This is a genomic window from Fibrobacter intestinalis, assembly GCF_900167415.1.
GTDB lineage: Bacteria > Fibrobacterota > Fibrobacteria > Fibrobacterales > Fibrobacteraceae > Hallerella > Hallerella intestinalis.
Map to the genome: position 1 here is coordinate 57,733 of NZ_FUWU01000004.1, position 20,445 is coordinate 78,177.

The following is a 20,445-nucleotide window of genomic DNA, read 5'->3' on the forward strand; positions in this document are numbered from 1 at the left end:
GATAGCTATTCTAAAATCCATCCCAAGAAATTCCAAGAATCAAAGGCGTTCACCGTTTATAAAGGCAACAACGACCGCGCGAGATTCTTGAAGCAACCCATGAAATTTTTAGAAGCGGCCCTGACGTTATTTTTCTTCGGGAATGATTTCTGCACAAAGAGCCTGCGTCGCCGTAACCAAGTGCTCCTTGATTTTGCGATAAGAACCCAAAACGTCGGTAAACGTTGTAGTGAGCAGAGGGTCTTCGTTGATTTCAGCGACATGACGCCAATGCTTGGCACGGCATTCCCGAACCTGCTCCGTAATTTCGCGTCCCTCTCGACGGATTTCGGAAAGCTTTTGCACATTGTGCTGATTGTTCAGAACTGCGGCGACATCGGCAGCCAACTTGGTCACGCCGTCATGAAGTGCCAAAATATCGTCCTGGTGCGACTTGTCAAACACCACGTTGTGATCCCGCATCCGAAGCCATAACTTCAGAACCTGCGTCACATAATCCGAAGCCGTTTCCAAATCGTCGCTCATCCGCAACTGACGCTCCGCATCGTTCGCAATGCTTTTGGAAACGCTCGTTGAAAGAAGGCCGGTCAAAAATTCAATCACCTCGGTTTGCGCCGTGTCCAATTTGTTCTCGTTTTCAAAAATGCGTTCCACAATGCTTTTGTCCGCTTTGCCGTCGATAACTTGTCGCAAGTCGGTGAGCATATCGCGAACCGTCTGGTTCATCATTTCCATTTCCCGCGCGGATTGCGTGATCGCCGCAAACGGCGACTTGATAAGCGCCGGATCGAGCTTGGTGACGACAGCGTGCTTCGGCTGCACCTTGTTCGGGAACAACTTGTCTAAAAGGGCAGGAATTTTTCCCGTAAACGGCAAAAGCACAAGGGTGTTCGCCACGTTAAAAGTCGTGTGATAAAGAGCGATAGCGAGAGTGACATTTTTCGGATCATCCGGATTGGCAATGCCCACCGCCGATTCCAAGAACCAGCGCATAAAATGAATTGTCGGATCAAACAAAAGAGTCACCCAGACGGCGCCAAAGATATTGAAAAGCAGATGGAACATCGCCGCCCGACGAGCATGTCGAGAAGTGTTCACGGCAATCATCAAAGCGGAGATGGTGCAACCGATATTCTGCCCGAGCACCAAGGCCGCCGCCGTATTGAATCCGATAAGCCCTTGAGAAGCCAGCACGATGGTAACTCCCAAAGATGCAGAACTCGACTGCATGATTGTCGCCATCAAAAAGCCGACCAGAATGCAAGCGCAGATACTCGGCAAACTTTCCGCATTGAAAACCGCCAGCGCATTCAAAAAATCCTGATTATTCGAAACCGGAGCAAGCGACACCTTCATCGCGGCAAGCCCCACAAAAACAAGGCCCACGCCGAGAAGGGCGAGGGCGGAATACTTGAGGCGTTCTTTTTTTGCAAAACAATAGACCAATGCGCAAGCTCCCGCAATCGGCATCCCATACTGGTCGATATTCAAAACCAGAACCCAACCGGTAATGGTCGTACCGATATTCGCCCCCATGATGACACCCAAGGTTTGCGACAGCTGCATGATTCCCGCATTTACAAATCCGATAACCATCGCCATGGTCACAGCGCTGGACTGAACAAGGCAGGTCACGCCCATGCCGACTAGAACTCCTAGAATGCGGTGGTTCGTGACCTTGCTGATCAATTTTTGAAGAGTGGGCCCCGCTATCGTTTGAAGTCCCATCGAAAGAAAGCGTAAACCGAGAAGGAAAATGCCAGCACCGCCAATAAGAAAGACGATGGACTGGGCTATCTGCGAGAATAACATATTGAGTTCATCCTTATCGTGAACATCTGGTGTAGCTGTTTTCTGCCAAGCGTAACATCGGTTGGATAATTTAGAATTTCAACGGCACCTATCCGAGATATGTTTCCATTTTTTACGGCTTTAATTTTTCGGCAAGCTCCAGCACCCGCTTCTGAAGGTCGGAAATCGTTCCGGAATTTTCAACAAAGCGATAGACGGCGTTGCGAGGCAGAGGATCTTTAGCTTGAACTTGCATCCGGCGTTCCGCATCTTCTTTTGATAAACCGCGTTTCAACAATCGTTCCAGCCGCACAGCATCCGGAGCTTCCACCACCCAGATTTCGGAAAGGCTTTCGGCAAAATCCGGCCATTTGAACAAAAGAGCCCCCTCGACCGCCGCCATCCGGAGCAAATGGGCGTGGTCTTTGGCAATTTCCAGTTTTTCCTCGACTCGGCGACGCAAAAGCGGGTAAACGAGGGATTCCAAATCCTGAAGGGCAGCGGGTTCCCGAAACACCAGCGAAGCCAAAGCAACCCGGTTCACCATTCCATTTTGAATACAACCGCTTCCAAAACGCGCCTCGATCCTATTTCGCAATTCCCGAGATTCCGCATAGAGGGCGTGCATTTCCATGTCCAAATCCAGCACTAGGGCGCCCTGCTGTTCCAAAATGACTCCAACAGCACTTTTACCCGAGCCGATTTTACCGCAAATACCCACTGTCTTCATAAGGCAATTTTCCAAAAAGCTTTAACAAAGAAAAATCCAGAGCAACCGAACAATACAGAATCAAAAAGAACCTCAGCTCCGCCATCCCGGTGAGCGAAGCGGGCAAATTCGTTTGGCCATTTCCGAGTTCCTTGAAAAAACGGCAGCCACCATCTCCACTTTAAAAAACGAAAAAGCGCGATATGTCGTGGCGGAATTTTTGAAAATGCTTTTTTAGAGGTTGCCATAGCCGGAATTTAACTAAATTTTGGGCACTATGAGCTTAAAATTTGAAACCCCCATTACCGATGTCCCGCTGTTCCACCAAGGCAAAGTACGCGATATGTACGACCTGGGCGACAGCTTCCTCATGGTCGCAAGCGACCGTCTTTCCGCATTTGATGTGGTTCTCCCCACCCCGATTCCCGGCAAGGGAAAAATTCTCAACCAGCTTTCCCTCTTCTGGTTCGAACATCTCGGTATGCCCAACCACCTGATCACCGCCAACGTGGACGAATATCCCGAAGTTCTCCAGAAATACAAGGACTATCTTCGCGGGCGTTCCATGATTGTCAAAAAAGCCAAGCGCCATAGCGTCGAATGCATTGTTCGCGGCTACATTGTCGGCTCCGGCTGGAAGGATTACCAGAAAACCGGAAAAATCTGCGGACACGTTTTGCCGCAGGGATTCGAGCTCTGCCAAAAACTGGAAAAACCGCTCTACACGCCCAGCACCAAGCCGGATGTCGGCCACGATGAAAATATCTCCTTTGAACAGACTTTTGAAATCGTCGGCGAAAAAGTGGCAACCGATCTCAAGAACATGTCGCTTGACATTTATACGAAAGCGCGCGATTATGCCGCGACCAAAGGAATCATCCTTGCGGACACCAAATTTGAATTCGGCGAAATCGACGGCAAAACCATCTTGATTGACGAAGTTCTGACTCCGGACTCCAGCCGTTACTGGCCCGCCGACAAATACCAGGTCGGCAAAAATCAGGAAAGCTTCGATAAGCAGTACGTGCGCGACTGGCTCGAAACTCTCGATTGGGGCAAAACCTATCCGGGTCCAGAAATTCCGCCCGAAGTCGTGAAAAACACGCTAGCTAAATACGTGGAAATTTTCGTGAAGTTGACAGGCAAACAACCGGAGCTTTAAGGAATCCTTTTCAAGGAAGGCAGCACTCACAACGAGGGCTGCTTTTTTTGTAAGGGCCTTTTCTAAAAAGGATTTTGGAGCATCAGCAGAGTCAGTTACCAGTGCAAAACATTCGCCGCCAACAAAAATCCCCCGGAACTTTGGCTCCGAGGGATTCTCTATGGCAATGCACTCGTCAGTGTTTACACCGGCAACATTTGGAACATTTTTGGCTGCAACCGATACAAGCGGGAGCTTGATTCGCTGCGGCATCCCGCATTCTCCGCACCACATACAAAGCCGCACCCACAGCCCAAGCCAAAATAAACAGGGTTATCGCTACATTCGCAAGCATCAAGCCCTCCTTTCATTTTCCAAAGCCGACTGCGCATCGACAGAGCGGACCGTTTTGAAATTCTTTTCTTTATAGGGATTCGGGCGGAACAACAGGAACAGCATGACCGCCAGGAGACAACAAGCGACCCCTGTTCCTATTGTAAATCCGCGTCCATCCGTGACAAATCGGCCAATCTGGTAAACGATAAAGGTGAAAGTCCACGCCCAGATATTCTGAAAAGTAAAGGCAAACCAGAACCATTTGCGATGATTCAATTCATGTGCCATCGTCGCAATCGCCGCAAGGCAAGGCGAATTGAGCAAATTAAAAAGAAGGAAGCAGAAAGCGGCCAAAGCGCTCGGAAACCACCTTTTCAACGCTTGCCCAAAAACATTCAAGCCTTCATCTTCAGCATCAAACGATTCGGCACCCTCTGCGGATTCTACCAAGGCATCGTTTCCGCCGGCAAGAACCGCCATCGTTCCGACAATTCCCTCTTTTGCAGAAAATCCCGCAATGGTCGAAGCCGCAGCCTGCCAACCGCCTTCTTTGCCGCCAAATCCCAACGGCACAAAGATATAGCGTATTTTGTCGCCTACGCGTGCCAAAATCGAATTTGCCGAATTTTCAACCAGCCCGAATTCCAAATTGTCCGAATCCGCTTCTAGAGTTTCCCCTACAGCCGCAGCTTCTTCGTTTTCCACTTCACTAGCTGCGTCCGAGTCTTCAGTGGATTCCTCTACCAGCGTTTCCTGCGCGACTTCTACACTTGGCGATTCCCAACCGTAACTCGACAAAAACCACATGGCAAGACAAGCGAGAAAAAGAATCGTTCCCGCTTTAATCAGAAATCCACGGGTGCGTTCCCAAGCATGCAAAAGCACCGTTTTCGCCTGCGGTAAATGGTACTGCGGAAGTTCCAAAACAAAAGGAGCCGATTCTCCATAAAAATATTTTGTCTTCTTGAGCATGATCGCTGCCAAAAGAACGCTCCCGATACAGATAAAATAGACGGACGGAGCAACCCAAGAACCAAATCCGCATGAAGCCGCAATAACGCTCGTCATACACGCCATTACCGGAAGTTTTGCACCGCACGGCACCCAAGTCGTCGTCATGATTGTCAAACGGCGATCGTTTTCGTTTTCAATGGTTTTCGACGCCATAATACCAGGAATGCCACAGCCCGAAGAAACCAAAAGCGGGATAAAACTTTTTCCCGAAAGTCCAAAGCGACGGAACACGCGATCCATCACAAAGGCGATACGCGCCATATAGCCGCAATCTTCGATGAAAGAGAGCAAAATAAAAAGGATGAACATCTGCGGAGCAAAGCCCACGACCGCGCCAACGCCGCCGATGACCCCATTCACCAAAGCGTCCAGCAGAATCGGGCTTGCCCCCGCATTGGAAAGCCAGCCCGCAACGCCATCTTGAATGCCGGGAATCAAAGAATCGTTCACCCAGTCGGTTCCCATGGATCCAATCGTCGAAACCGCAATGTAATATACCGCCCACATGGTCAGCAAAAAAATGGGAATCCCCAGAATCCGGTTGGTCACAATGCGATCGACTTTATCAGAAAAGGTCCATCGGCAATTGGATTTCTGAAAAACGCCGCGCAAAATTTCTGCGATGAAATGATAGCGTTCGTTGGTAATAATCGATTCGCTGTCGTCACTGCGATTTTTTTCCAAAGCCTGAACGCTCGCTTCGATTTTCGCCTTGTCGCTGTCGGCAAGCGCCAAGCGAGATTGCACATTCTTATCGCGCTCAATGAACTTGATAGCGAACCAGCGTTGCAAATGAGCATCCACCTTTCCCAAAAGAATGCGCTCGACTTCGGCAATTACTCCCTCTACGTCGTCAGCAAATCGAGGTGCCGTCGGGATTTTCGCGTCCAATGTCGCCGCCTTTTCAGCCGCTTCCAGCACGCCCTTGCCATAAAGCGCGGACGTTTCCACAATGGCGACTCCCAATTTTTCCGAAAGCTTTTTCACATCTATGCAATCGCCGGATTTTTGAAAAGCGTCCATTAAATTCAAAGCGATGACCGTCGGCTTTCCCAGCTCCAAAAGCTGCGTCGTCAAATAGAGGTTGCGTTCGATATTGGTCGCATCCACAATGTTCAAAATCGCATCAGGAGCAGCACTCGCCAGATAATCGCGCGAAACGACTTCTTCCGGCGTATAAGGCGAAAGGGAATAAATTCCCGGAAGGTCCACGACCCGAATTTCCTTGTTCTTTTTCAGGCGGCCTTCCTTGCGTTCCACCGTCACGCCAGGCCAGTTTCCCACATACTGATTCGCCCCCGTGAGCGCATTGAACATCGTCGTTTTTCCGCAATTCGGATTTCCTGCTAAAGCAATCGTCATCGGCATTTTCAAGCTTCTCCTGTCTCTTTCAATTCAACACCTTCCGCGTCTTCCTTGCGGAGGCTGAGTTCGTATCCGCGAACCGTTATTTCCACCGGATCGCCTAGCGGCGTAACTTTGCGCACATACACTTCTGTGCCTCCGGTCAAACCCATATCCATCAAACGGCGTTTCAATGCGCCCGCTCCGTTCAGCCGAGCAATTTTCACCGTTTCTCCAATCCTCGCGTCTCGTAAAGTTTTCATAAAATCTCCCTTGCCGTTTAAACCAAAATCCGGCTGGCCAATTTACGATCCATCGCCAAGCGCGACTCTTTTACTTTCACAATCAAATTGCCGCCAAAACGGCTGATGACCGAAACAGGCGAACCTACGCTAAATCCGAGTTCATTTAAATGCTGGCGCACAGCGGCTTCTCCGAGCAAGTGGCGAACCCTGTAATTTTCTCCAATCGAGCAAAAAGTCAAAGGCATATTCCCTCTTTCTTAAAATGTGAATCCCACCGTTGCGCCGGCTCCAAAATAAACTTCGTCTTGTCCGGCATAATCGCTGCCACTGCCCGCATCATAGTCGTCGCCAACAGGAATGCAAGCCCGGAAATAGCCTTCCAAAGCCAGATTTTCCATCGGATTTAAATAAGCGCGAGGCCCCACCCAGACTTGAGACAATTTATCGTCCTTGTTCGTGGACATCGTGTGGAATTCCCCTTGCACACCCAGAGAAAATGCTTCCGTCATATCAAAACTCGGCTCTACATAAGCAAACATATATTCGGGAACTTCAATTTCGGTCGGCGCATCTTCTTCGTCGGCTTTGTAAGCATAGAACGCCGATCCCTTGATATGCAATTTGCCCAAATTCACCTCTGGCTCTACCGCAAAAGCGTGACTCATTTTCGGTTCGTCCTCTTGGAGCGCATCGGACAAAAGCCCATAGGCAATCTGCACGTTCAACCCTTCGCCAAAAGCCAGATTCGCCGTCACGCCAACGCGCAAGCGGTTCGCATTCTTTTGCTGGTAACTCTGGTAATTCAAAAACGGACGGATGGTATGAGAGCTCAGCGCCAGTTCATAGGCAAGATGCGCATCGTAAGATTTGCAGCCGGATTCTTCATTCTCTTCCGAAAGCCAATCGATGCAGTCGTCATCGTCCCTGCCCCAACCAAGCCCCGCCAAAAAACCATAGGCATTGATTTCCAAACCGCGGACATTCCGTTCGGTCAATCCCACCGCCGCATCGCCCGGGTCATCATAATCGTAATAACGCAGTGCCCCTTCAGAATAAGTCAAGTCGCCGAATTTAATCGCCAAATTATCGTTGAATTGATACTGGACAAATGCGCCGTCGTATGCAAAACCCGGAGCAGCATTGTCGTCATCCGCAGAAATAGCCGCTTCCGCCGACCACTTATCGTTGAACTTCACCTGGAAAAGCAAATTGAATGTAGAAGAATAATCGTGAAACCATTTATTATCTTCGGCATTATTCGCCAAATCCTCCCGCGGATCCACCTGTTTAAAGTGCGTGTTGCCTTCAAATTCAACTTCTCCCGCAACGGAAAATTGGGGAGTTTTTGTCGATTCTTCGGCAAAAAGCGATGTTGCCCATGCCGAAACCAGAACCATGCCGAGAATTGTTTTCATTGTCGATATTTCCTTTTTGTTTTTAGGTTAGACTAATTAGTTTTGTCTAAACTAATTTTATGATGCTAATTTAAAACACTTTCTAAATTTAGTCAAGACTAAAATTCAAAAAAAATTTTTTTCTCACGCCGGATATTCTTCAAAAATTACCGCTGCAACATTTTCATTTTGCGCTATGCTCGTAATCACTTTGCGTTTCCCCTGCTTAGTGATTAGTGCCCTTCGATTAGTTCGGCAAGCGCTTACCGAGCTTGCCGAGGTGCACTAACCAAAACTCAGGGACCATCCTTCGGCTAGTTCGACAAGCGGTTGGGAGTTGAGAGTTGGAACCGATAACTAATAACTGATAACTGAAAACTAAATTCCCCTTGGTGGAGAATTGTCCATTATTCCCTAAATGTAAACAGCGAATGCTAATTTCCCCAAAGCGTTTCCCTTTCAGCTTTTTTCGCTTTTGCCATTTTCCACGTGGCTTTTTACAAAATTTTCAATGCAGCCCAGCGACTCTTTCGAAAGCACGTGTTCAATCAAACAGGCGTCCGCATCGGCATTGGCCTCCGAAACACCGAGCAATGACAAAAAACGCCGAAGTAAAGTATGCCTTCCCAAAATGGACTTTGCCGCCGAAAGTCCCCGAGGCGTCAGAGAAATCAATCCGTAAGGTTCCTGCTCTACCAAGCCCAGCTCCTTCAATTCCCGCATAGCGCGCGCCGCGGAAGGCGCCTTGACGCCCAATTCGGAAGCGATATTTTTTAATCGGGCATTGCCCTTTGACTGGTGCAGCATAAGCACCTTTTCCAAATAATCTTCCAGGCTTTGACTGAGCTTTTCCATTATTTGCAATTTACATAAATTCAGAAGCGCTAAACAGTTTGCCCCAAAGATTTCAGCCTTTTAGCGGATTTTCCACCGTTGCTTTTTCGGTAAATCGCCTTCGCTCTTTTTCACATAAAATGTTTTAGAACCCACAATAGGACCGTCTTTGACTGCCGTTTCCACGCGCCATTTTCCTTCGGGCACATTCGATTTTCTGGTATAAATCCGGAAGCCTTCTTCCCGGCTGCCGTGCGTACGCATTCTGTTCGACGAAATTTTATTCATCAATTCAAAATTTCCCGTTTTGGGATTTTTCCAAAACCAGCGATGTTCCAATTGAGCTTCCACTTGAGCAGGTGCAAACACAGAACTCAAAAACGTAACGCCCTCATTTGCAGACAACGTAACCGTCGGCGAAAGGAATCCCGAATGAATCAGCGCATCTTTTACAAAACCATTTTCATCGACATCGCAGGAATAATCCTTGGAAAATCCCGTACACGCATTTTGATCCTTGAGCACAAGCGGAACCGGAGGAATCCAATTCGCCAAGTAAGCGACGAGCATGACGACAGAAATAACCACCGGAGCGATTAATGTCCGCTTGGGACGCTTGGAAATTTTAAAAGCGGCAAAGCAAATTCCAAACGATAAAAGCAACGACAGCAAAAACCACGGGAGTCCAATGCCACTCACTAAATGCGGGATCAAAAAATTCAAATACATGGTTCCCAACAGGCTGAACAATGCCAAAGAGAATCCGAATCGCGCGTAGCTCTTTTGCAAAAATTCATTGGCGACTAAAAACCCCACAAGAATCGCCACCAAACAAAACGCCCCAAATGAACCGCTGCTTTTGAAATAGCACACGACCAGCGCACTGAACAAACTGCCAAAGCAAAACTGCACGGCATAGGTAAAACGGTTGTTCCATTTTTCGCTCCAGGTACGATTCAGAAACTTTCCCGATTCTGCCGAGAGCAAAATCAAAAGAATCAACGAAGCGAGATAATACAAAAGGAGAATCGCCAAATCCGAGGTCTGCACCAATTTGCCGAGAGTAAAGGAATCCCAGGCGAAGCCGCCAAAAAACGAAGCCGCCGGGAAAAGTTTCCGTAATTTTTGAACCCATTCGCTCTGCAAAAAATCCATCATCATTCAAACTTATTCCTATCCGCTAAAATTTTTTATCCAAGCAGAAATTTAGCAATCTAGCCCCAAACAGACGCTGACAAAAAGTTCATTTTATTCACTCCAACAAAAAAGCCCAAACTCCGTAGAATTTGGGCATCTAAGACGCCAGCTAAACCGTGCGAAATTTATCCGAGCCGTTCATTGACGATGTTCCAATCGACGATTTGCCACAATTCCTTGAGGTAATCGGGACGGCGGTTGCGGTAGTCGATGTAGTAGGCATGTTCCCATACATCAAAGGTCAAGAGGGGCTTGAGTCCCTTGGTAAGAGGATTCTGGGCATTGGATTCCTGCGTAATCACAAGCTTCCCCGATGCGTCGGCAGAAAGCCAGACCCAGCCAGAACCGAAAAGGCCCGCACCCTTGGCCTGAAATTCTTCTTGGAACTTTTCAAAAGAGCCAAAATCCCGGACGATAGCTTCGGCAATTTTGCCTGCGGGGAGATTCTCTGCAGACGGCACCTTGAACTGCATAAAATACATGCAGTGATTCAGGAACTGGCCCGCATTATTGAACACTCCCCCTTCGGCTTTGGTCACAATTTCGGCAATGGATTTGCCTTCAAAAGGGCTACCCGGAAGAGCGGCATTCAAGTTGTTGAGGTACGTCTGCAAATGTTTGCCATAATGATACTCGATGGTTTCGGTGCTGAGAACCGGAGCCAAGTCCGCCGCTGCATAAGGCAAAGCGGGCATTTCAAATTTTCCGTTCGTTTGTTGAATCATTGTGAGTCTCCTTTTTGTTTGTGAAAAGTTTCTTCTCTAAATTCCTTGCGGGAGGTATCGTTGCCGAGCAAAATGTTTCCGGGCAAAATTCACGAAATCCCATTCTAATCCTGCCACATTTTTCGTAGCAATTCCCGCCCAGCGCGTCCATTTCCTTCTTGAAAGCTACGGGGCTAATGATTAATATACAAAGAACTATAAAAATTCTCCCACTCCAATTCCTTCCTAGTCGCATCCTTTCAAAAAAATGGGTTTTCAGCAGAAAATTTTCTATATCCCCTTTATGACGAAAGAAAATTTCCTCTCCAACCGGTCGTCTTTTCAGGTGGGCGATTTGTTTTGGCGTCCACTCTGCATTGTCGCTGCGGCGCTGCTGATGGCTCTCGACTTGAATACTTTTGTCAAATCCGCGAATCTCTTCCCCGGCGGCTTTACCGGACTGGCTCTGCTTTTGCAGGAATGTGCAGAAAAATTCGGCAACATCCATCTGCCGTTCACCCTCACTCTCGTCGTCCTGAACGCGATTCCCGCTATCGCGAGTTTCTTTTTCATCGGTAAAAAATACACCCTCCTTTCCTGCCAGATGATTTTGCTTTCCGGCGTTTTCACAGATGCCTTGCCAACATTCCACGTCACCAACGACCTGCTTCTTTCCGCTATTTTCGGAGGCCTTATTTGTGCGGTTTCCATCAGCCTTTGCCTTTATGCCGGAGCGACTAGCGGAGGAACGGATTTCATCGCCATTTTTATTGCAGAGCGCAGCGGTTCCGATGCCTGGAATTACATTCTCGCCTTCAACATTGTCATTCTCACCGCAGCCGGGATTCTTTTCGGTTGGGACAAAGCCCTGTATTCGATTATTTTCCAATTTGCAACGACCCAAGCCACAAAAGTGCTGTATAAAAATTACCAGAAGGCGACGCTCCTCATTATCACCGATAAACCGGACGAAGTTTATGAAGCCATTCGTTCTCTGACCAATCATGACGCCACTCTTTTCCGGGGCATCGGCTGCTATCAAGGCAAAGAACGCCAAATGCTCTATTCGGTCGTTTCCGCCGCAGAGGAGCACAAGGTCCTGCGCGCCATCCGTCAAGCCGATCCCTCCGTTTTTCTCAATGTGATCAAGACGGGGCAACTGTCCGGCAGGTTCTACAATAAGCCCAAGGATTAGACTTTCAAAGCCGGGTTCTTTAAAAATGAAAACAGCCCTTTCGTCACAAGACCTTTAGCAGATCCCTTTGACGAAAGAGCTGTTGCCGACAGCTGAATCGGATTACTTGTTCAGCTTATTCTGGATGTAAGCGAGAACATCGGAAACCTTGATGAACTTTTCAGCATCTTCATCGAGGATTTCGATATCAAATTCTTCTTCGAGAGCCATCACCAGTTCTACGCGGTCCAGAGAATCCGCACCGAGATCGTTTACGAACGAAGCGTCGGTCGTCACATCTTCCGGCTTTACGCCGAGCTTTTCAACAACGACGGCTTTAATTTTATTGAGAAGTTCTTCTTCAGTCATATTTAACTCCATTTGAGGTTTTGGTTAAATTTAGAAACTTTTGACAAAATATCAAGTTATGCGCCCAAGCCGCCGTCCACACCGAGAATTTGTCCCGTAATGTAGCCCGCTTCATCCGAAACGAGGAACGCCACCGCATTCGCCACATCTTTCGGCGTGCCGATTCTCTGCTCAGGAATGGCGTTCTTGAATTTTTCGAGGGTTTCCGGCGTCAGTTTGGCAGTCATATCGGTTCCAATAAAACCGGGAGCGACCGCATTGACCGTAATGCCCCGAGCCGCAAATTCCATGGCATTGGTCTTGGTAAGCCCGATGATTCCCGCTTTCGAGGCCGCATAATTCGCTTGCCCCGCCTGCGCACGGATGCCGTTGATACTCGCCATATTGACAATGCGTCCCGAACGGCGTCCCATCATGTGGCGGGCAACGGCCCGAGTGCAAAGAAAGGCCGAACGGAGATTCGTATTGATCACGTCGTCAAAATCCGCATCTTTCATGCGCATCATCAAACCGTCCCGAGTAATGCCGGCATTATTCACAAGAATATCGATTTGCCCAAAGGCTTCCAGAATCGACTTGAATGTTGCAGAGACCTGTTCTGAATCCGAGACATCGCAAGCATAGCTCTTGACTTCGGATCCCGTCTCTGAAGACAGGCGTTCTGCCAGTTCCGGACGTTCCTTTGTCGAAACGACAGCGACACAGGCCCCTTGGAGAGCCAGGGTGTTGGCGATTTCCAAACCGATACCGCGGGACGCTCCCGTCACCACGGCGACTTTGCCTTTTAAATCAATCATAACGCTCCTTTAAGCGCCTGAACCGCTTCCACGGATTCCACTGCCGAAATTTTTACCGAGCGATCGATTTTGCGCTGCAAGCCCGCCAACACGTGCCCAGCACCGACTTCCACTCCGGCGGTCACTCCCAGTTCTTTTTGCGCATAGAGCATGGAGTGGCTCCAGCGAACCGGGTTCACCAGTTGGCGCACCAGCAGATCCTTGATTTCATTTCCGCTGGTCACCTCTTTTGCCGTCACATTCGCAATGAGCGGCTTTTGCAAATCGTGAAATGCCGTTTGCGCAATCGCGTCGGCAAGCCCAGGCTGAGCACTCTGCATCAACGGGCTATGGAACGCTCCGGACACCGCCAGCGGTACCGCCTTGATTCCGGCGGAAGCACAATTCGCGACCAGCTTGTTCACCGCATCGACTTCGCCCGATACGACAATCTGCCCTGGACAATTAAAATTGGCAGGAACGACAACGCCCGCATCTTTCGCTTCATCGCAAAGAGCCTGAATCTTTTCATCATCGACGCCGATAATCGCCGCCATCGCTCCCGGATTTGTCCGACCGGCTTCCGCCATCAGGCTACCGCGCAAACGAACCAGCTTCAAACCGTCTTCAAACGAGAAGCCGCCTGCAGCACAAATCGCCGAGTATTCGCCCAGGGAATGCCCCGCGACCAGATCAAAGGGAATGCCTTCGGCTTTCAAAATTTCCAGGACCATCATCGAAAAGACAAACAGAGCCGGCTGCGTATTCGCCGTCATTTTCAAATCTTCTTCCGGGCCGTCGAACATCACCTTCGACAGGGAAAAACCGAGAACGTCATCGGCCTTCTGCAACAGTTCTTTCGCCGGAGCGAACGATTCAGAAAGGGCTTTGCCCATGCCCACGTATTGGGCTCCCTGACCGGGAAAAACAAAAATGGTCTTGGCCATAGTTAACTCCAAAATAAACAGACAGACAGTGTGAAGATAATAAAAACCGTCCGAGTATACGCTACTTCAGACGGAAATTTAAATCTATGTTTAATAAAAAGGCTGTTCAATCCCTGTCTCCATATTGACAATGCCGACAGGAACGAAAAATTTTTCATTATGCTTCGATACCGGCGAGCTTTTGCCCCACCTTTTCGGGGACCTTATTTTCCGCAAAGGCATAAGCGACTTTGACAGCCTGTTCAATCGCCTTGGCGTCGGAGCGCCCGTGAGCAATGATTCCGGTGCCTTTCAAGCCCAAAAGCAGGGCCCCGCCGGCATTGCGGTAATCAAACGCTTCATTAAATTTCTTTCCGGCTTCGGAATCGATTTTGCCGAACATTTTCTGGTGCAATTCGTAGAAGCCTTCGTACATCTTGAGAAGGACATTGCCCACATAGCCCGAACAAACGACGACATCCGCTTTGCCGATGACCACGTCGCGACCTTCGATATTGCCGATAAAATTCACCGGGGCGTTCTTCAAAAGCTGATACGCTTCCTGAACGGACGCGGGGCCTTTCTTTTCTTCTTCGCCCATATTCAAAAGTCCGACTTTCGGGTTTTGAATACCCAGCTGGCATTCGGCAAAAACAGAACCGGCCAGCGCAAAATCCTTGAGGACAACGGGCTTTTCATCCACATTCGCACCGGCATCGACCAGAATGCACTGCCCTGCGGCGGTCGGCAAAATGCAACCGATGGGCGGACGCGCAAAATTTTCACTGGTGCGTCCCAAAATCATCAGGCAAGACGCCATCATGGCACCAGAGTTGCCCGCAGAAACACTGGCCTGAACCAGGCCTTTCTTTTGCAGCGCAACGCACATCACCAAACCGGAATTCTGTTTTTTACGGAGAACTTCGGTCGGGTGATCGTCCATCGCGACAAGTTCAGGAGCGTCCACCACCTGAATCAGCTTGCCTTCATATCCGAATTGTTTGAGTTTCGCCTTAACCTCGGCCTCTGGACCGCATAAAACTACCGCAAACTTTCCTTCAGAACTATTGACGGCATTGATTGCCCCCTGGACAACGACATCCGGAGCGAAATCTCCGCCAAAAGCATCAAGTGCAATGCTGATCATGGTGCGTAAACTCCTATAAATGGAAATTAAGCTTCCTGAATGTGAACGACTTCTACGCCATTGTAGTAGCCGCAAACCGGGCACACGCGGTGCGGACGCTTTGCAGAACCGCAATGGTCGCAAGTGGACATCGCCGGAGCTTCGAGCTTCCAATGAGTACGGCGCTTGTCACGGCGAGTCGTAGAGGTTTTTCTTTTTGGTACGGCCATTTTGAACTCCTAATCGTTCGGCTCAAGAACCCGAATCATCCGTTCGGATGCGACATCTTGTCCTTGAGCGCTTTCAATTTTTCCCAACGAGGATCTTCTTTGGTTTTTGACGACTTTTCGCCGATTTCCCAAACGAAGGCCTTGTCCGGATCATCCTTGACCGGATGGAGCGGTTCCTGGAGAATCACCAGTTGCCGAATACATTCGGTCACATCCACGTGGTCTTGGACAGCCGGAATCCGAATTCCAAAAGTTTCGTCATCCGAATCGTCCAATTCCTGCTTCGCTAGTCCCGGGACTAATTCCACCCAGAAACTGATCGGCGTTTCAAAAGGATGGTCGAACAGTTCCAGCGAGCGAGAGCATTCCAAAACCTGTACCCCGAAAAGCGTCCCCGAAAGAATCCACTTGTTGGAATCCTCTGGGAAAACCGAAAGATCTGCATGAAGTTCTCCTTTTATCCGGAGCTCTTCAAAAACGCCCGCATCGGATTCGTCCTTTGCGAAACTCGCCTGCAACTTACCATTGCAGGATGCAATCTTTGAAATTTCCATTTTCAAGGCTACGCAAATATACTAGAAAAAAGGGATTCAGTCAATAAATGGGGAGCAAAAACATCCAGAAAAGGCGGCAAAACGTCCAAAAACATTTATTTTCCGCCGTTCAACGCATTCATTTCCAGCATCGGGGGCGTATAGGTAAAGTTCTGGTGATCCAGAACAGCTCCTTCCGGCAGAACAACGCCTTCCACGCTTTTTACGTAATCTTCCCGCTTGAACTCGCCAGTTCTCAAATTGCGGATAACCAATTCGTCCCCAGAATAGAATACAAAATCCTGAATTCCCGACGGCAAGTGCAAAAGTTCCACCTTGTTGCAAGAGCTGACCGTTTTAAAATTGCTCGTCCCAAGAATCCCGACCCGGATGCTATACGCCCAACAAAGGGTGTCTTGCCGAGACGATTGCGGCATATCGACCACTAGGAACACCGAGCCCCGAAGACTCGACTCGGCAGACAAAAGAACCGCATCAACCAGAATCGTATCGGCGCGTTCTTCCAATTTCGTTTTTTCGATATAAGGCGTCACCCCGGTAATATGATTGCCCAACAAATCTTTTCCCCGGAATTCAACACGGAAGCGGCCTTCTACGGAATCGGGAACGGGCGCTTCCACACGCCAGATTCCATTGGAATCCGTCACGGCCTGTGTGACAAAAGCAGAGCTGTCGGCGACTCCAAGTCCGTAAAGATCCGTCACCACATGAACGGACACTCCTTTTGCCGCTTTGTCCTGCCAACGCACCGAGCCCTGCAAAATTTTCGGCTTTGCCTGATTTTCTTTCAAAGCGTTCCAGCGAAGATTGCCGACATCCAGAATTTCTCCTGCGGAAAGCGATACGGCGATTTGTCGGACGATGGTCGAATCCGTATAACCAGACGCCCGCAACTTGGAAACCACACCCGAATCCGCAGGAAGCACTGTCAGCAGGTAATCGCCCTCCGGAATGGAAAGTTCAAAAGAATCCGGAGCAAAGACGTCCGTCATAAATGTCGTCGAGTCCAAAGCGACAATAAAATGCGAACCCGCCAAGCCCGAAGCCGCACCTATGGATTCCAGCGACCCGCGAAGAGTGGCGACGCTTTTCAACTGGACATCCAGCGCATTTGCCTCTTTCGCCGACACGTTCCGCAAAATCTGCGCCTGCGAAAGGACGGAATCCTTGACATGGTAACGAAATTCCATGTTCACGGTGTCCGCAATCGTCGAATCAAATACGAAAGCCCCTTGTAAATCCGTTCGGGTTTCCAGATATGTCGTCGAAGAAGCGACCCGAGAAACCGCGACCTGCCGCACCACAACGCCATCCGCCGAAGAACCGTCCGACAGCCGAACCAATCCCGCAACCGTATTTTCCGTATCGGTAGCCGTTCCCGCGACCTTGCTATCGGAACAAGCCCAAACCAATGCGCCGAGGAAGAAGGCGAAAATCAGCCGATCAATTTTCATCGATTCCTCCTTGTGCGCGAACCGCATCCGACCTGCCTGCCGGGATTTCCAATTCTTTGGAGAGCGGGAAAAACTGGATGTTCAATTCGTAAATCATGGATTCACTGTCATCCGAGCGGACGATATCCACGACTTCTTTGCGAAAAGCGTCAATTTTATGGATAATGCGTTCAAGTCCCTGTGGCGACACGCTCATCGTCGTACAAGACACATTGCGCCGTTCTGTGCTGTAATTATCGACCGCAGCCTTCCCCAAATCCATCATTTCCTTTTGGAACTTGTGGACAATAAATGCCGGAATTTCCCGTCCGCTGGTAATCGTCTTGTTCACCGAACGCCAAAAACCGTTTTCTTTTTCGATAAGCCCCAAATCCGAAAGCAGTTTGATAGCGCGCTTCGCCTGCGGAACGGTAATCCGCGGATTCATAAAGAATGCCAGGTCCTGGTAATTGTCCGAGATATTCAAAACGGACAACGCTTCCCGAACGGCCACATTATACCAGTCTTTGTAGTAATCCACCTGTTGACGCGAAAGCGCCTTGGGCGTTCTCGGCAAAAGTGCCGACATCTGGTCAAAAATCGCCTGCTTGGATTCCGGCGTTTCCGCATGGGTGAAATCCACCATCAGACTAAAATAATGCCCTTCTTTTTCGGAAAGTCCGAGCGCATGAATAAACCGCGGGACCATCTGCGGGGTCAGGGACTTCCGCCCTTTGACCAAGTCCAAATAAAATCCGCTGGACGAATAGCCCGCCCGCTTGGCAAACGCCCGATAAGAGAAATAGCGCTGAACCGATTTCCGATATTCGTAATAGTCCTGCAAAAATTTCCGATAATTGTAATACGCAAACACATTCATGGCTCCACATAAGATAAATTTTTCCTCTTTTTTTGGGAACACCCTTCTGCAAAATTTTGAGTAAAATTGCCGCAATTTTTGCAAAAGAACATTTGGAGAACACTTTTAGCGCAAACGCTCTTTCCAACCGACATTTTTTTGTCTATTTTCAAGGAACACCCAATCCCATCCCTTGAATCCCGTTTTCACAAAGAGAACGGGATTCTTTTTTTGGGGAATTTTGGACCATCTTCCAACTTCCAACTCCCAACTTTCAGTTCCCAGCTCTCAGTTCTCAATTCTCAGTTCCCAGTTCCAACTAGTCGAAGGGCACCCGACGCGGACTCTCGCCGAGACAAACGGCACCAAATAGCTATTTTACCCACAAAATGGAACTTTTGAAAAAATCATTCTTTAAGATTCTTCGATTTGTAGGCATTTTCGCCATTATTTATGCGAGCCTTCTTTTTTATATGCTTCTTTCGGAACGGCGACTCGCTTTCCCCAGAGCCGAAGCCGACAAAGCCGCCGAAGATATTTTACGGGATGAAGCCGTGATGTGCATCACAGACGACGGAAAACGCTTGCAAGGCTGGATTTTGAACGACAGCTTGCCCAACACCGTGCTTTATTTTGCCGACGGCGGAGAAGACGCGGCGACTTTTCTCGCCAACACCAAAGGAAGCCTTGCATTTCGTTTTGTCGCATTCAATTACCGCGGTTCTGCAGGCAGCGAAGGAAAGCCCGGAGAAACCCACTACGAGAGCGACATTCGGGCGATGATCGGATGCGCCCACGCCGAAAATCCCCTATTCCTCGGGCACGGTACAGGCTCCATCGCAGCCTATAATTCCCTGACGCAGGGCTTGGGACGGGCGGCGATTCTGGTGGATCCCGCTGAAAGTTTCAATTCTTCATTATCCTCTCGCTATCGTATATTTTTCCCTGCTTTTTTAGGCAGAACACGCGCCAAGATGGATTTCCAAAATGCGACGACCGCGCCAGCCATCATCATTGCCAACGACCCGCGAAAAAAAGAAAATCTGCAAAAATTGCTGGAAAATCACGCTGGAAAATTCAAAGTGGTCGAACGGAAAGGGCAAGGCTTTTTAGAAGTTCTTCGAGCTGAACTATCAGGAATGATTACAAAGTAACGAATTTGCCTTGCCCGTCTTTTGCTGTTTTTCTAAATTTTACATAAATTCTTAGATGAGGTTATAAAATATGGAAAGCTACAAAGCCAGACTGGATATCCGCGGATTTATCCGTTTTTCCAAGGAACTCGCAGAAAAATTCAAATTGAAGAACACGCCGTATGCGGACGTGCTGGTCGATAAAGCGGGAAGCCGAATCGCCATTGTCCCCACCAGCAAGATCAAAACCTCGTCATACCGTTTTCTTCAATCCAACGGGACATTCCTTCTTTACCTTCGCAGCGCCATGAACGCCGTCGGCATGAAAATTTGCTCGGGCGACGCCATTTTGACAAAAGAAGGCGACAAAATCATTTTCCAGAAAAAAGGGGCGAAAAAAACGGGCGTATGGAATCTGCTCGCCTGCCGCAATTCCGTGGGACTCCCGATGATTTCCATCGACCAGCGCGGAACGATGATTTTGGACAAGCGTTGCATCACCGCCATCAATACCATCAAAAACCCCGTGATGACTCCCGAATACGACGCGAAGAAAAAAACATTCCGATTCACTTTTGGCAAGAAAGGACTTGTGAACGTACGCACCATCGAAAGCCATGCCAGCATGTCGATGATGGGAACATTCCACTCCTTTGGCGTTCAACTTCCGGAATCCCACGTCCGTTACAGCGTGCAGATTTCCGGTCAGGTCATGACACTTAAACTCGGATAATCTATGATAGACATTTTCAAAGCTTTCTACTCGGTCCACTATAATTTCGGAGCGTTTTCACTCTTGATTCTGCTCCTCATTATCTTCTTGCTGACCAAAAAGAACTTCAAGTGGAGCCTCATCTTTTTGGCGATAGTCATTGCCTTTAACGTGTTTATTTGGCAAAGAACCGCAGGAAAAGTCTGGACGATTACAGACGCTCCCGATACATCAAACGAATGGGCGGCAGCTCCGGCGACTCACCGTTTTTCGGCTCCGGACCATTGGATTGAAGAAGGCGAAAATGGTGAAAAGCTGCACTGGTGCTGGGTGGAAACCTATATGGAAAAATTCCTTAGCTACGATTTTGTCGATAAGCTCTGGGGGACGAACAAGGCCAAAGGTTTGCGGAACGCCTCCGAAGAACGCCTGAGCAATTAAGCG

The 20,445-nt window shown here is 49.0% G+C and carries 23 protein-coding genes; 5 read left to right on the forward strand and 18 right to left on the reverse strand.

Going from position 1 to position 20,445, the window contains the following annotated elements:
- Positions 1-126 precede the first annotated feature (126 nt).
- Positions 127-1,812 carry a Na/Pi cotransporter family protein gene (locus B5D40_RS01995; RefSeq protein WP_073302710.1) on the reverse strand — a complete coding sequence of 562 codons (1,686 nt, stop codon included), beginning with the start codon at positions 1,810-1,812 and terminating at the stop codon, positions 127-129.
- A 112-nt stretch (positions 1,813-1,924) separates the two neighbouring features.
- Positions 1,925-2,521, reverse strand: coding sequence for a dephospho-CoA kinase (gene coaE / locus B5D40_RS02000; protein WP_073302712.1), 597 nt, complete (start codon positions 2,519-2,521; stop codon positions 1,925-1,927).
- Between the two features lie 256 nt (positions 2,522-2,777).
- Here coaE and B5D40_RS02005 point away from each other — a divergent pair, with 256 nt between their 5' ends.
- The gene (locus tag B5D40_RS02005; RefSeq protein WP_078775560.1) at positions 2,778-3,662 is read left to right on the forward strand and encodes a phosphoribosylaminoimidazolesuccinocarboxamide synthase; all 885 of its coding nucleotides are present in this window, start codon (positions 2,778-2,780) and stop codon (positions 3,660-3,662) included.
- On the opposite strand, the gene B5D40_RS16025 is transcribed toward B5D40_RS02005, so the two are convergent.
- The 8 genes from B5D40_RS16025 to B5D40_RS02040 form a co-directional block, all read right to left on the reverse strand.
- The gene (locus B5D40_RS16025) at positions 3,606-3,914 is read right to left on the reverse strand and encodes a hypothetical protein (RefSeq protein WP_143394522.1); all 309 of its coding nucleotides are present in this window, start codon (positions 3,912-3,914) and stop codon (positions 3,606-3,608) included. The two genes, B5D40_RS02005 and B5D40_RS16025, sit on opposite strands and share 57 nt — an antisense overlap.
- An 81-nt stretch (positions 3,915-3,995) precedes the next feature.
- Entirely contained in the window at positions 3,996-6,359 is a 2,364-nt protein-coding gene (feoB, locus tag B5D40_RS02010) for a ferrous iron transport protein B (RefSeq protein WP_078775561.1), read from the reverse strand.
- A 2-nt stretch (positions 6,360-6,361) separates the two neighbouring features.
- A complete protein-coding gene (locus tag B5D40_RS02015) occupies positions 6,362-6,598 on the reverse strand; it encodes a FeoA family protein (protein WP_078775562.1) in 237 nt (78 codons plus the stop codon).
- Positions 6,599-6,615: 17 nt separating this feature from the next.
- Entirely contained in the window at positions 6,616-6,825 is a 210-nt protein-coding gene (locus B5D40_RS02020) for a FeoA family protein (RefSeq protein WP_073302720.1), read from the reverse strand.
- A gap of 12 nt (positions 6,826-6,837) precedes the next feature.
- Positions 6,838-7,995, reverse strand: a complete 1,158-nt coding sequence (locus tag B5D40_RS02025) for a hypothetical protein (protein ID WP_143394521.1) — start codon at positions 7,993-7,995, stop codon at positions 6,838-6,840.
- Positions 7,996-8,433: 438 nt separating this feature from the next.
- Positions 8,434-8,829: a metal-dependent transcriptional regulator gene (locus B5D40_RS02030; protein ID WP_073302724.1), complete on the reverse strand. Its 396-nt coding sequence runs from the start codon at positions 8,827-8,829 to the stop codon at positions 8,434-8,436.
- A gap of 60 nt (positions 8,830-8,889) precedes the next feature.
- Positions 8,890-9,969 carry a DUF2914 domain-containing protein gene (locus B5D40_RS02035; protein ID WP_078775564.1) on the reverse strand — a complete coding sequence of 360 codons (1,080 nt, stop codon included), beginning with the start codon at positions 9,967-9,969 and terminating at the stop codon, positions 8,890-8,892.
- 161 nt (positions 9,970-10,130) lie between these two features.
- Positions 10,131-10,730, reverse strand: a complete 600-nt coding sequence (locus tag B5D40_RS02040; RefSeq protein ID WP_078775565.1) for a superoxide dismutase — start codon at positions 10,728-10,730, stop codon at positions 10,131-10,133.
- 283 nt (positions 10,731-11,013) lie between these two features.
- On the opposite strand from B5D40_RS02040, the gene B5D40_RS02050 reads away from it, so the two are divergent.
- Positions 11,014-11,904, forward strand: a complete 891-nt coding sequence (locus tag B5D40_RS02050; protein WP_078775596.1) for a YitT family protein — start codon at positions 11,014-11,016, stop codon at positions 11,902-11,904.
- 102 nt (positions 11,905-12,006) lie between these two features.
- On the opposite strand, the gene acpP is transcribed toward B5D40_RS02050, so the two are convergent.
- The 8 genes from acpP to B5D40_RS02090 form a co-directional block, all read right to left on the reverse strand.
- Complete coding sequence (gene acpP / locus B5D40_RS02055; protein WP_073302732.1) at positions 12,007-12,252, reverse strand: acyl carrier protein; 246 nt, start codon at positions 12,250-12,252, stop codon at positions 12,007-12,009.
- 56 nt (positions 12,253-12,308) lie between these two features.
- Positions 12,309-13,046, reverse strand: coding sequence for a 3-oxoacyl-[acyl-carrier-protein] reductase (gene fabG / locus B5D40_RS02060; RefSeq protein ID WP_095849656.1), 738 nt, complete (start codon positions 13,044-13,046; stop codon positions 12,309-12,311).
- A complete protein-coding gene (fabD, locus tag B5D40_RS02065) occupies positions 13,046-13,975 on the reverse strand; it encodes an ACP S-malonyltransferase (RefSeq protein ID WP_078775568.1) in 930 nt (309 codons plus the stop codon). Before fabD ends, fabG begins: the two co-directional genes overlap by 1 nt.
- 157 nt (positions 13,976-14,132) lie before the next feature.
- The gene (gene plsX, locus B5D40_RS02070) at positions 14,133-15,101 is read right to left on the reverse strand and encodes a phosphate acyltransferase PlsX (RefSeq protein ID WP_073302736.1); all 969 of its coding nucleotides are present in this window, start codon (positions 15,099-15,101) and stop codon (positions 14,133-14,135) included.
- 26 nt (positions 15,102-15,127) lie between these two features.
- The gene (gene rpmF / locus B5D40_RS02075; protein WP_073302738.1) at positions 15,128-15,310 is read right to left on the reverse strand and encodes a 50S ribosomal protein L32; all 183 of its coding nucleotides are present in this window, start codon (positions 15,308-15,310) and stop codon (positions 15,128-15,130) included.
- Between the two features lie 35 nt (positions 15,311-15,345).
- Positions 15,346-15,864, reverse strand: coding sequence for a YceD family protein (locus tag B5D40_RS02080; protein WP_078775569.1), 519 nt, complete (start codon positions 15,862-15,864; stop codon positions 15,346-15,348).
- A 95-nt stretch (positions 15,865-15,959) separates the two neighbouring features.
- Positions 15,960-17,318, reverse strand: coding sequence for a hydroxyisourate hydrolase (locus B5D40_RS02085; protein WP_143394520.1), 1,359 nt, complete (start codon positions 17,316-17,318; stop codon positions 15,960-15,962).
- Complete coding sequence (locus B5D40_RS02090; protein ID WP_078775571.1) at positions 17,308-18,177, reverse strand: TIGR02147 family protein; 870 nt, start codon at positions 18,175-18,177, stop codon at positions 17,308-17,310. Before B5D40_RS02090 ends, B5D40_RS02085 begins: the two co-directional genes overlap by 11 nt.
- Positions 18,178-18,545: 368 nt before the next feature.
- Here B5D40_RS02090 and B5D40_RS02100 point away from each other — a divergent pair, with 368 nt between their 5' ends.
- From B5D40_RS02100 to B5D40_RS02110, 3 genes are all read left to right on the forward strand, one after another.
- Positions 18,546-19,310, forward strand: a complete 765-nt coding sequence (locus B5D40_RS02100) for an alpha/beta hydrolase (protein ID WP_078775573.1) — start codon at positions 18,546-18,548, stop codon at positions 19,308-19,310.
- Positions 19,311-19,380: 70 nt separating this feature from the next.
- The gene (locus B5D40_RS02105; protein ID WP_078775574.1) at positions 19,381-20,022 is read left to right on the forward strand and encodes a hypothetical protein; all 642 of its coding nucleotides are present in this window, start codon (positions 19,381-19,383) and stop codon (positions 20,020-20,022) included.
- A 3-nt stretch (positions 20,023-20,025) separates the two neighbouring features.
- Positions 20,026-20,442: a hypothetical protein gene (locus B5D40_RS02110; RefSeq protein WP_073302747.1), complete on the forward strand. Its 417-nt coding sequence runs from the start codon at positions 20,026-20,028 to the stop codon at positions 20,440-20,442.
- Positions 20,443-20,445: the final 3 nt, after the last annotated feature.

What these genes read in the sequence shown, in the direction of transcription:
- B5D40_RS01995 (WP_073302710.1), bottom strand. Translation starts at nt 1,812, where the DNA reads ATGTTATTCTCGCAGATAGCCCAGTCCATCGTCTTTCTTATTGGCGGT.
- coaE (WP_073302712.1), bottom strand. Translation starts at nt 2,521, where the DNA reads ATGAAGACAGTGGGTATTTGCGGTAAAATCGGCTCGGGTAAAAGTGCT.
- B5D40_RS02005 (WP_078775560.1), top strand. Translation starts at nt 2,778, where the DNA reads ATGAGCTTAAAATTTGAAACCCCCATTACCGATGTCCCGCTGTTCCAC.
- B5D40_RS16025 (WP_143394522.1), bottom strand. Translation starts at nt 3,914, where the DNA reads ATGCCGCAGCGAATCAAGCTCCCGCTTGTATCGGTTGCAGCCAAAAAT.
- feoB (WP_078775561.1), bottom strand. Translation starts at nt 6,359, where the DNA reads ATGCCGATGACGATTGCTTTAGCAGGAAATCCGAATTGCGGAAAAACG.
- B5D40_RS02015 (WP_078775562.1), bottom strand. Translation starts at nt 6,598, where the DNA reads ATGAAAACTTTACGAGACGCGAGGATTGGAGAAACGGTGAAAATTGCT.
- B5D40_RS02020 (WP_073302720.1), bottom strand. Translation starts at nt 6,825, where the DNA reads ATGCCTTTGACTTTTTGCTCGATTGGAGAAAATTACAGGGTTCGCCAC.
- B5D40_RS02025 (WP_143394521.1), bottom strand. Translation starts at nt 7,995, where the DNA reads ATGAAAACAATTCTCGGCATGGTTCTGGTTTCGGCATGGGCAACATCG.
- B5D40_RS02030 (WP_073302724.1), bottom strand. Translation starts at nt 8,829, where the DNA reads ATGGAAAAGCTCAGTCAAAGCCTGGAAGATTATTTGGAAAAGGTGCTT.
- B5D40_RS02035 (WP_078775564.1), bottom strand. Translation starts at nt 9,969, where the DNA reads ATGATGATGGATTTTTTGCAGAGCGAATGGGTTCAAAAATTACGGAAA.
- B5D40_RS02040 (WP_078775565.1), bottom strand. Translation starts at nt 10,730, where the DNA reads ATGATTCAACAAACGAACGGAAAATTTGAAATGCCCGCTTTGCCTTAT.
- B5D40_RS02050 (WP_078775596.1), top strand. Translation starts at nt 11,014, where the DNA reads ATGACGAAAGAAAATTTCCTCTCCAACCGGTCGTCTTTTCAGGTGGGC.
- acpP (WP_073302732.1), bottom strand. Translation starts at nt 12,252, where the DNA reads ATGACTGAAGAAGAACTTCTCAATAAAATTAAAGCCGTCGTTGTTGAA.
- fabD (WP_078775568.1), bottom strand. Translation starts at nt 13,975, where the DNA reads ATGGCCAAGACCATTTTTGTTTTTCCCGGTCAGGGAGCCCAATACGTG.
- plsX (WP_073302736.1), bottom strand. Translation starts at nt 15,101, where the DNA reads ATGATCAGCATTGCACTTGATGCTTTTGGCGGAGATTTCGCTCCGGAT.
- rpmF (WP_073302738.1), bottom strand. Translation starts at nt 15,310, where the DNA reads ATGGCCGTACCAAAAAGAAAAACCTCTACGACTCGCCGTGACAAGCGC.
- B5D40_RS02080 (WP_078775569.1), bottom strand. Translation starts at nt 15,864, where the DNA reads ATGGAAATTTCAAAGATTGCATCCTGCAATGGTAAGTTGCAGGCGAGT.
- B5D40_RS02085 (WP_143394520.1), bottom strand. Translation starts at nt 17,318, where the DNA reads ATGAAAATTGATCGGCTGATTTTCGCCTTCTTCCTCGGCGCATTGGTT.
- B5D40_RS02090 (WP_078775571.1), bottom strand. Translation starts at nt 18,177, where the DNA reads ATGAATGTGTTTGCGTATTACAATTATCGGAAATTTTTGCAGGACTAT.
- B5D40_RS02100 (WP_078775573.1), top strand. Translation starts at nt 18,546, where the DNA reads ATGGAACTTTTGAAAAAATCATTCTTTAAGATTCTTCGATTTGTAGGC.
- B5D40_RS02105 (WP_078775574.1), top strand. Translation starts at nt 19,381, where the DNA reads ATGGAAAGCTACAAAGCCAGACTGGATATCCGCGGATTTATCCGTTTT.
- B5D40_RS02110 (WP_073302747.1), top strand. Translation starts at nt 20,026, where the DNA reads ATGATAGACATTTTCAAAGCTTTCTACTCGGTCCACTATAATTTCGGA.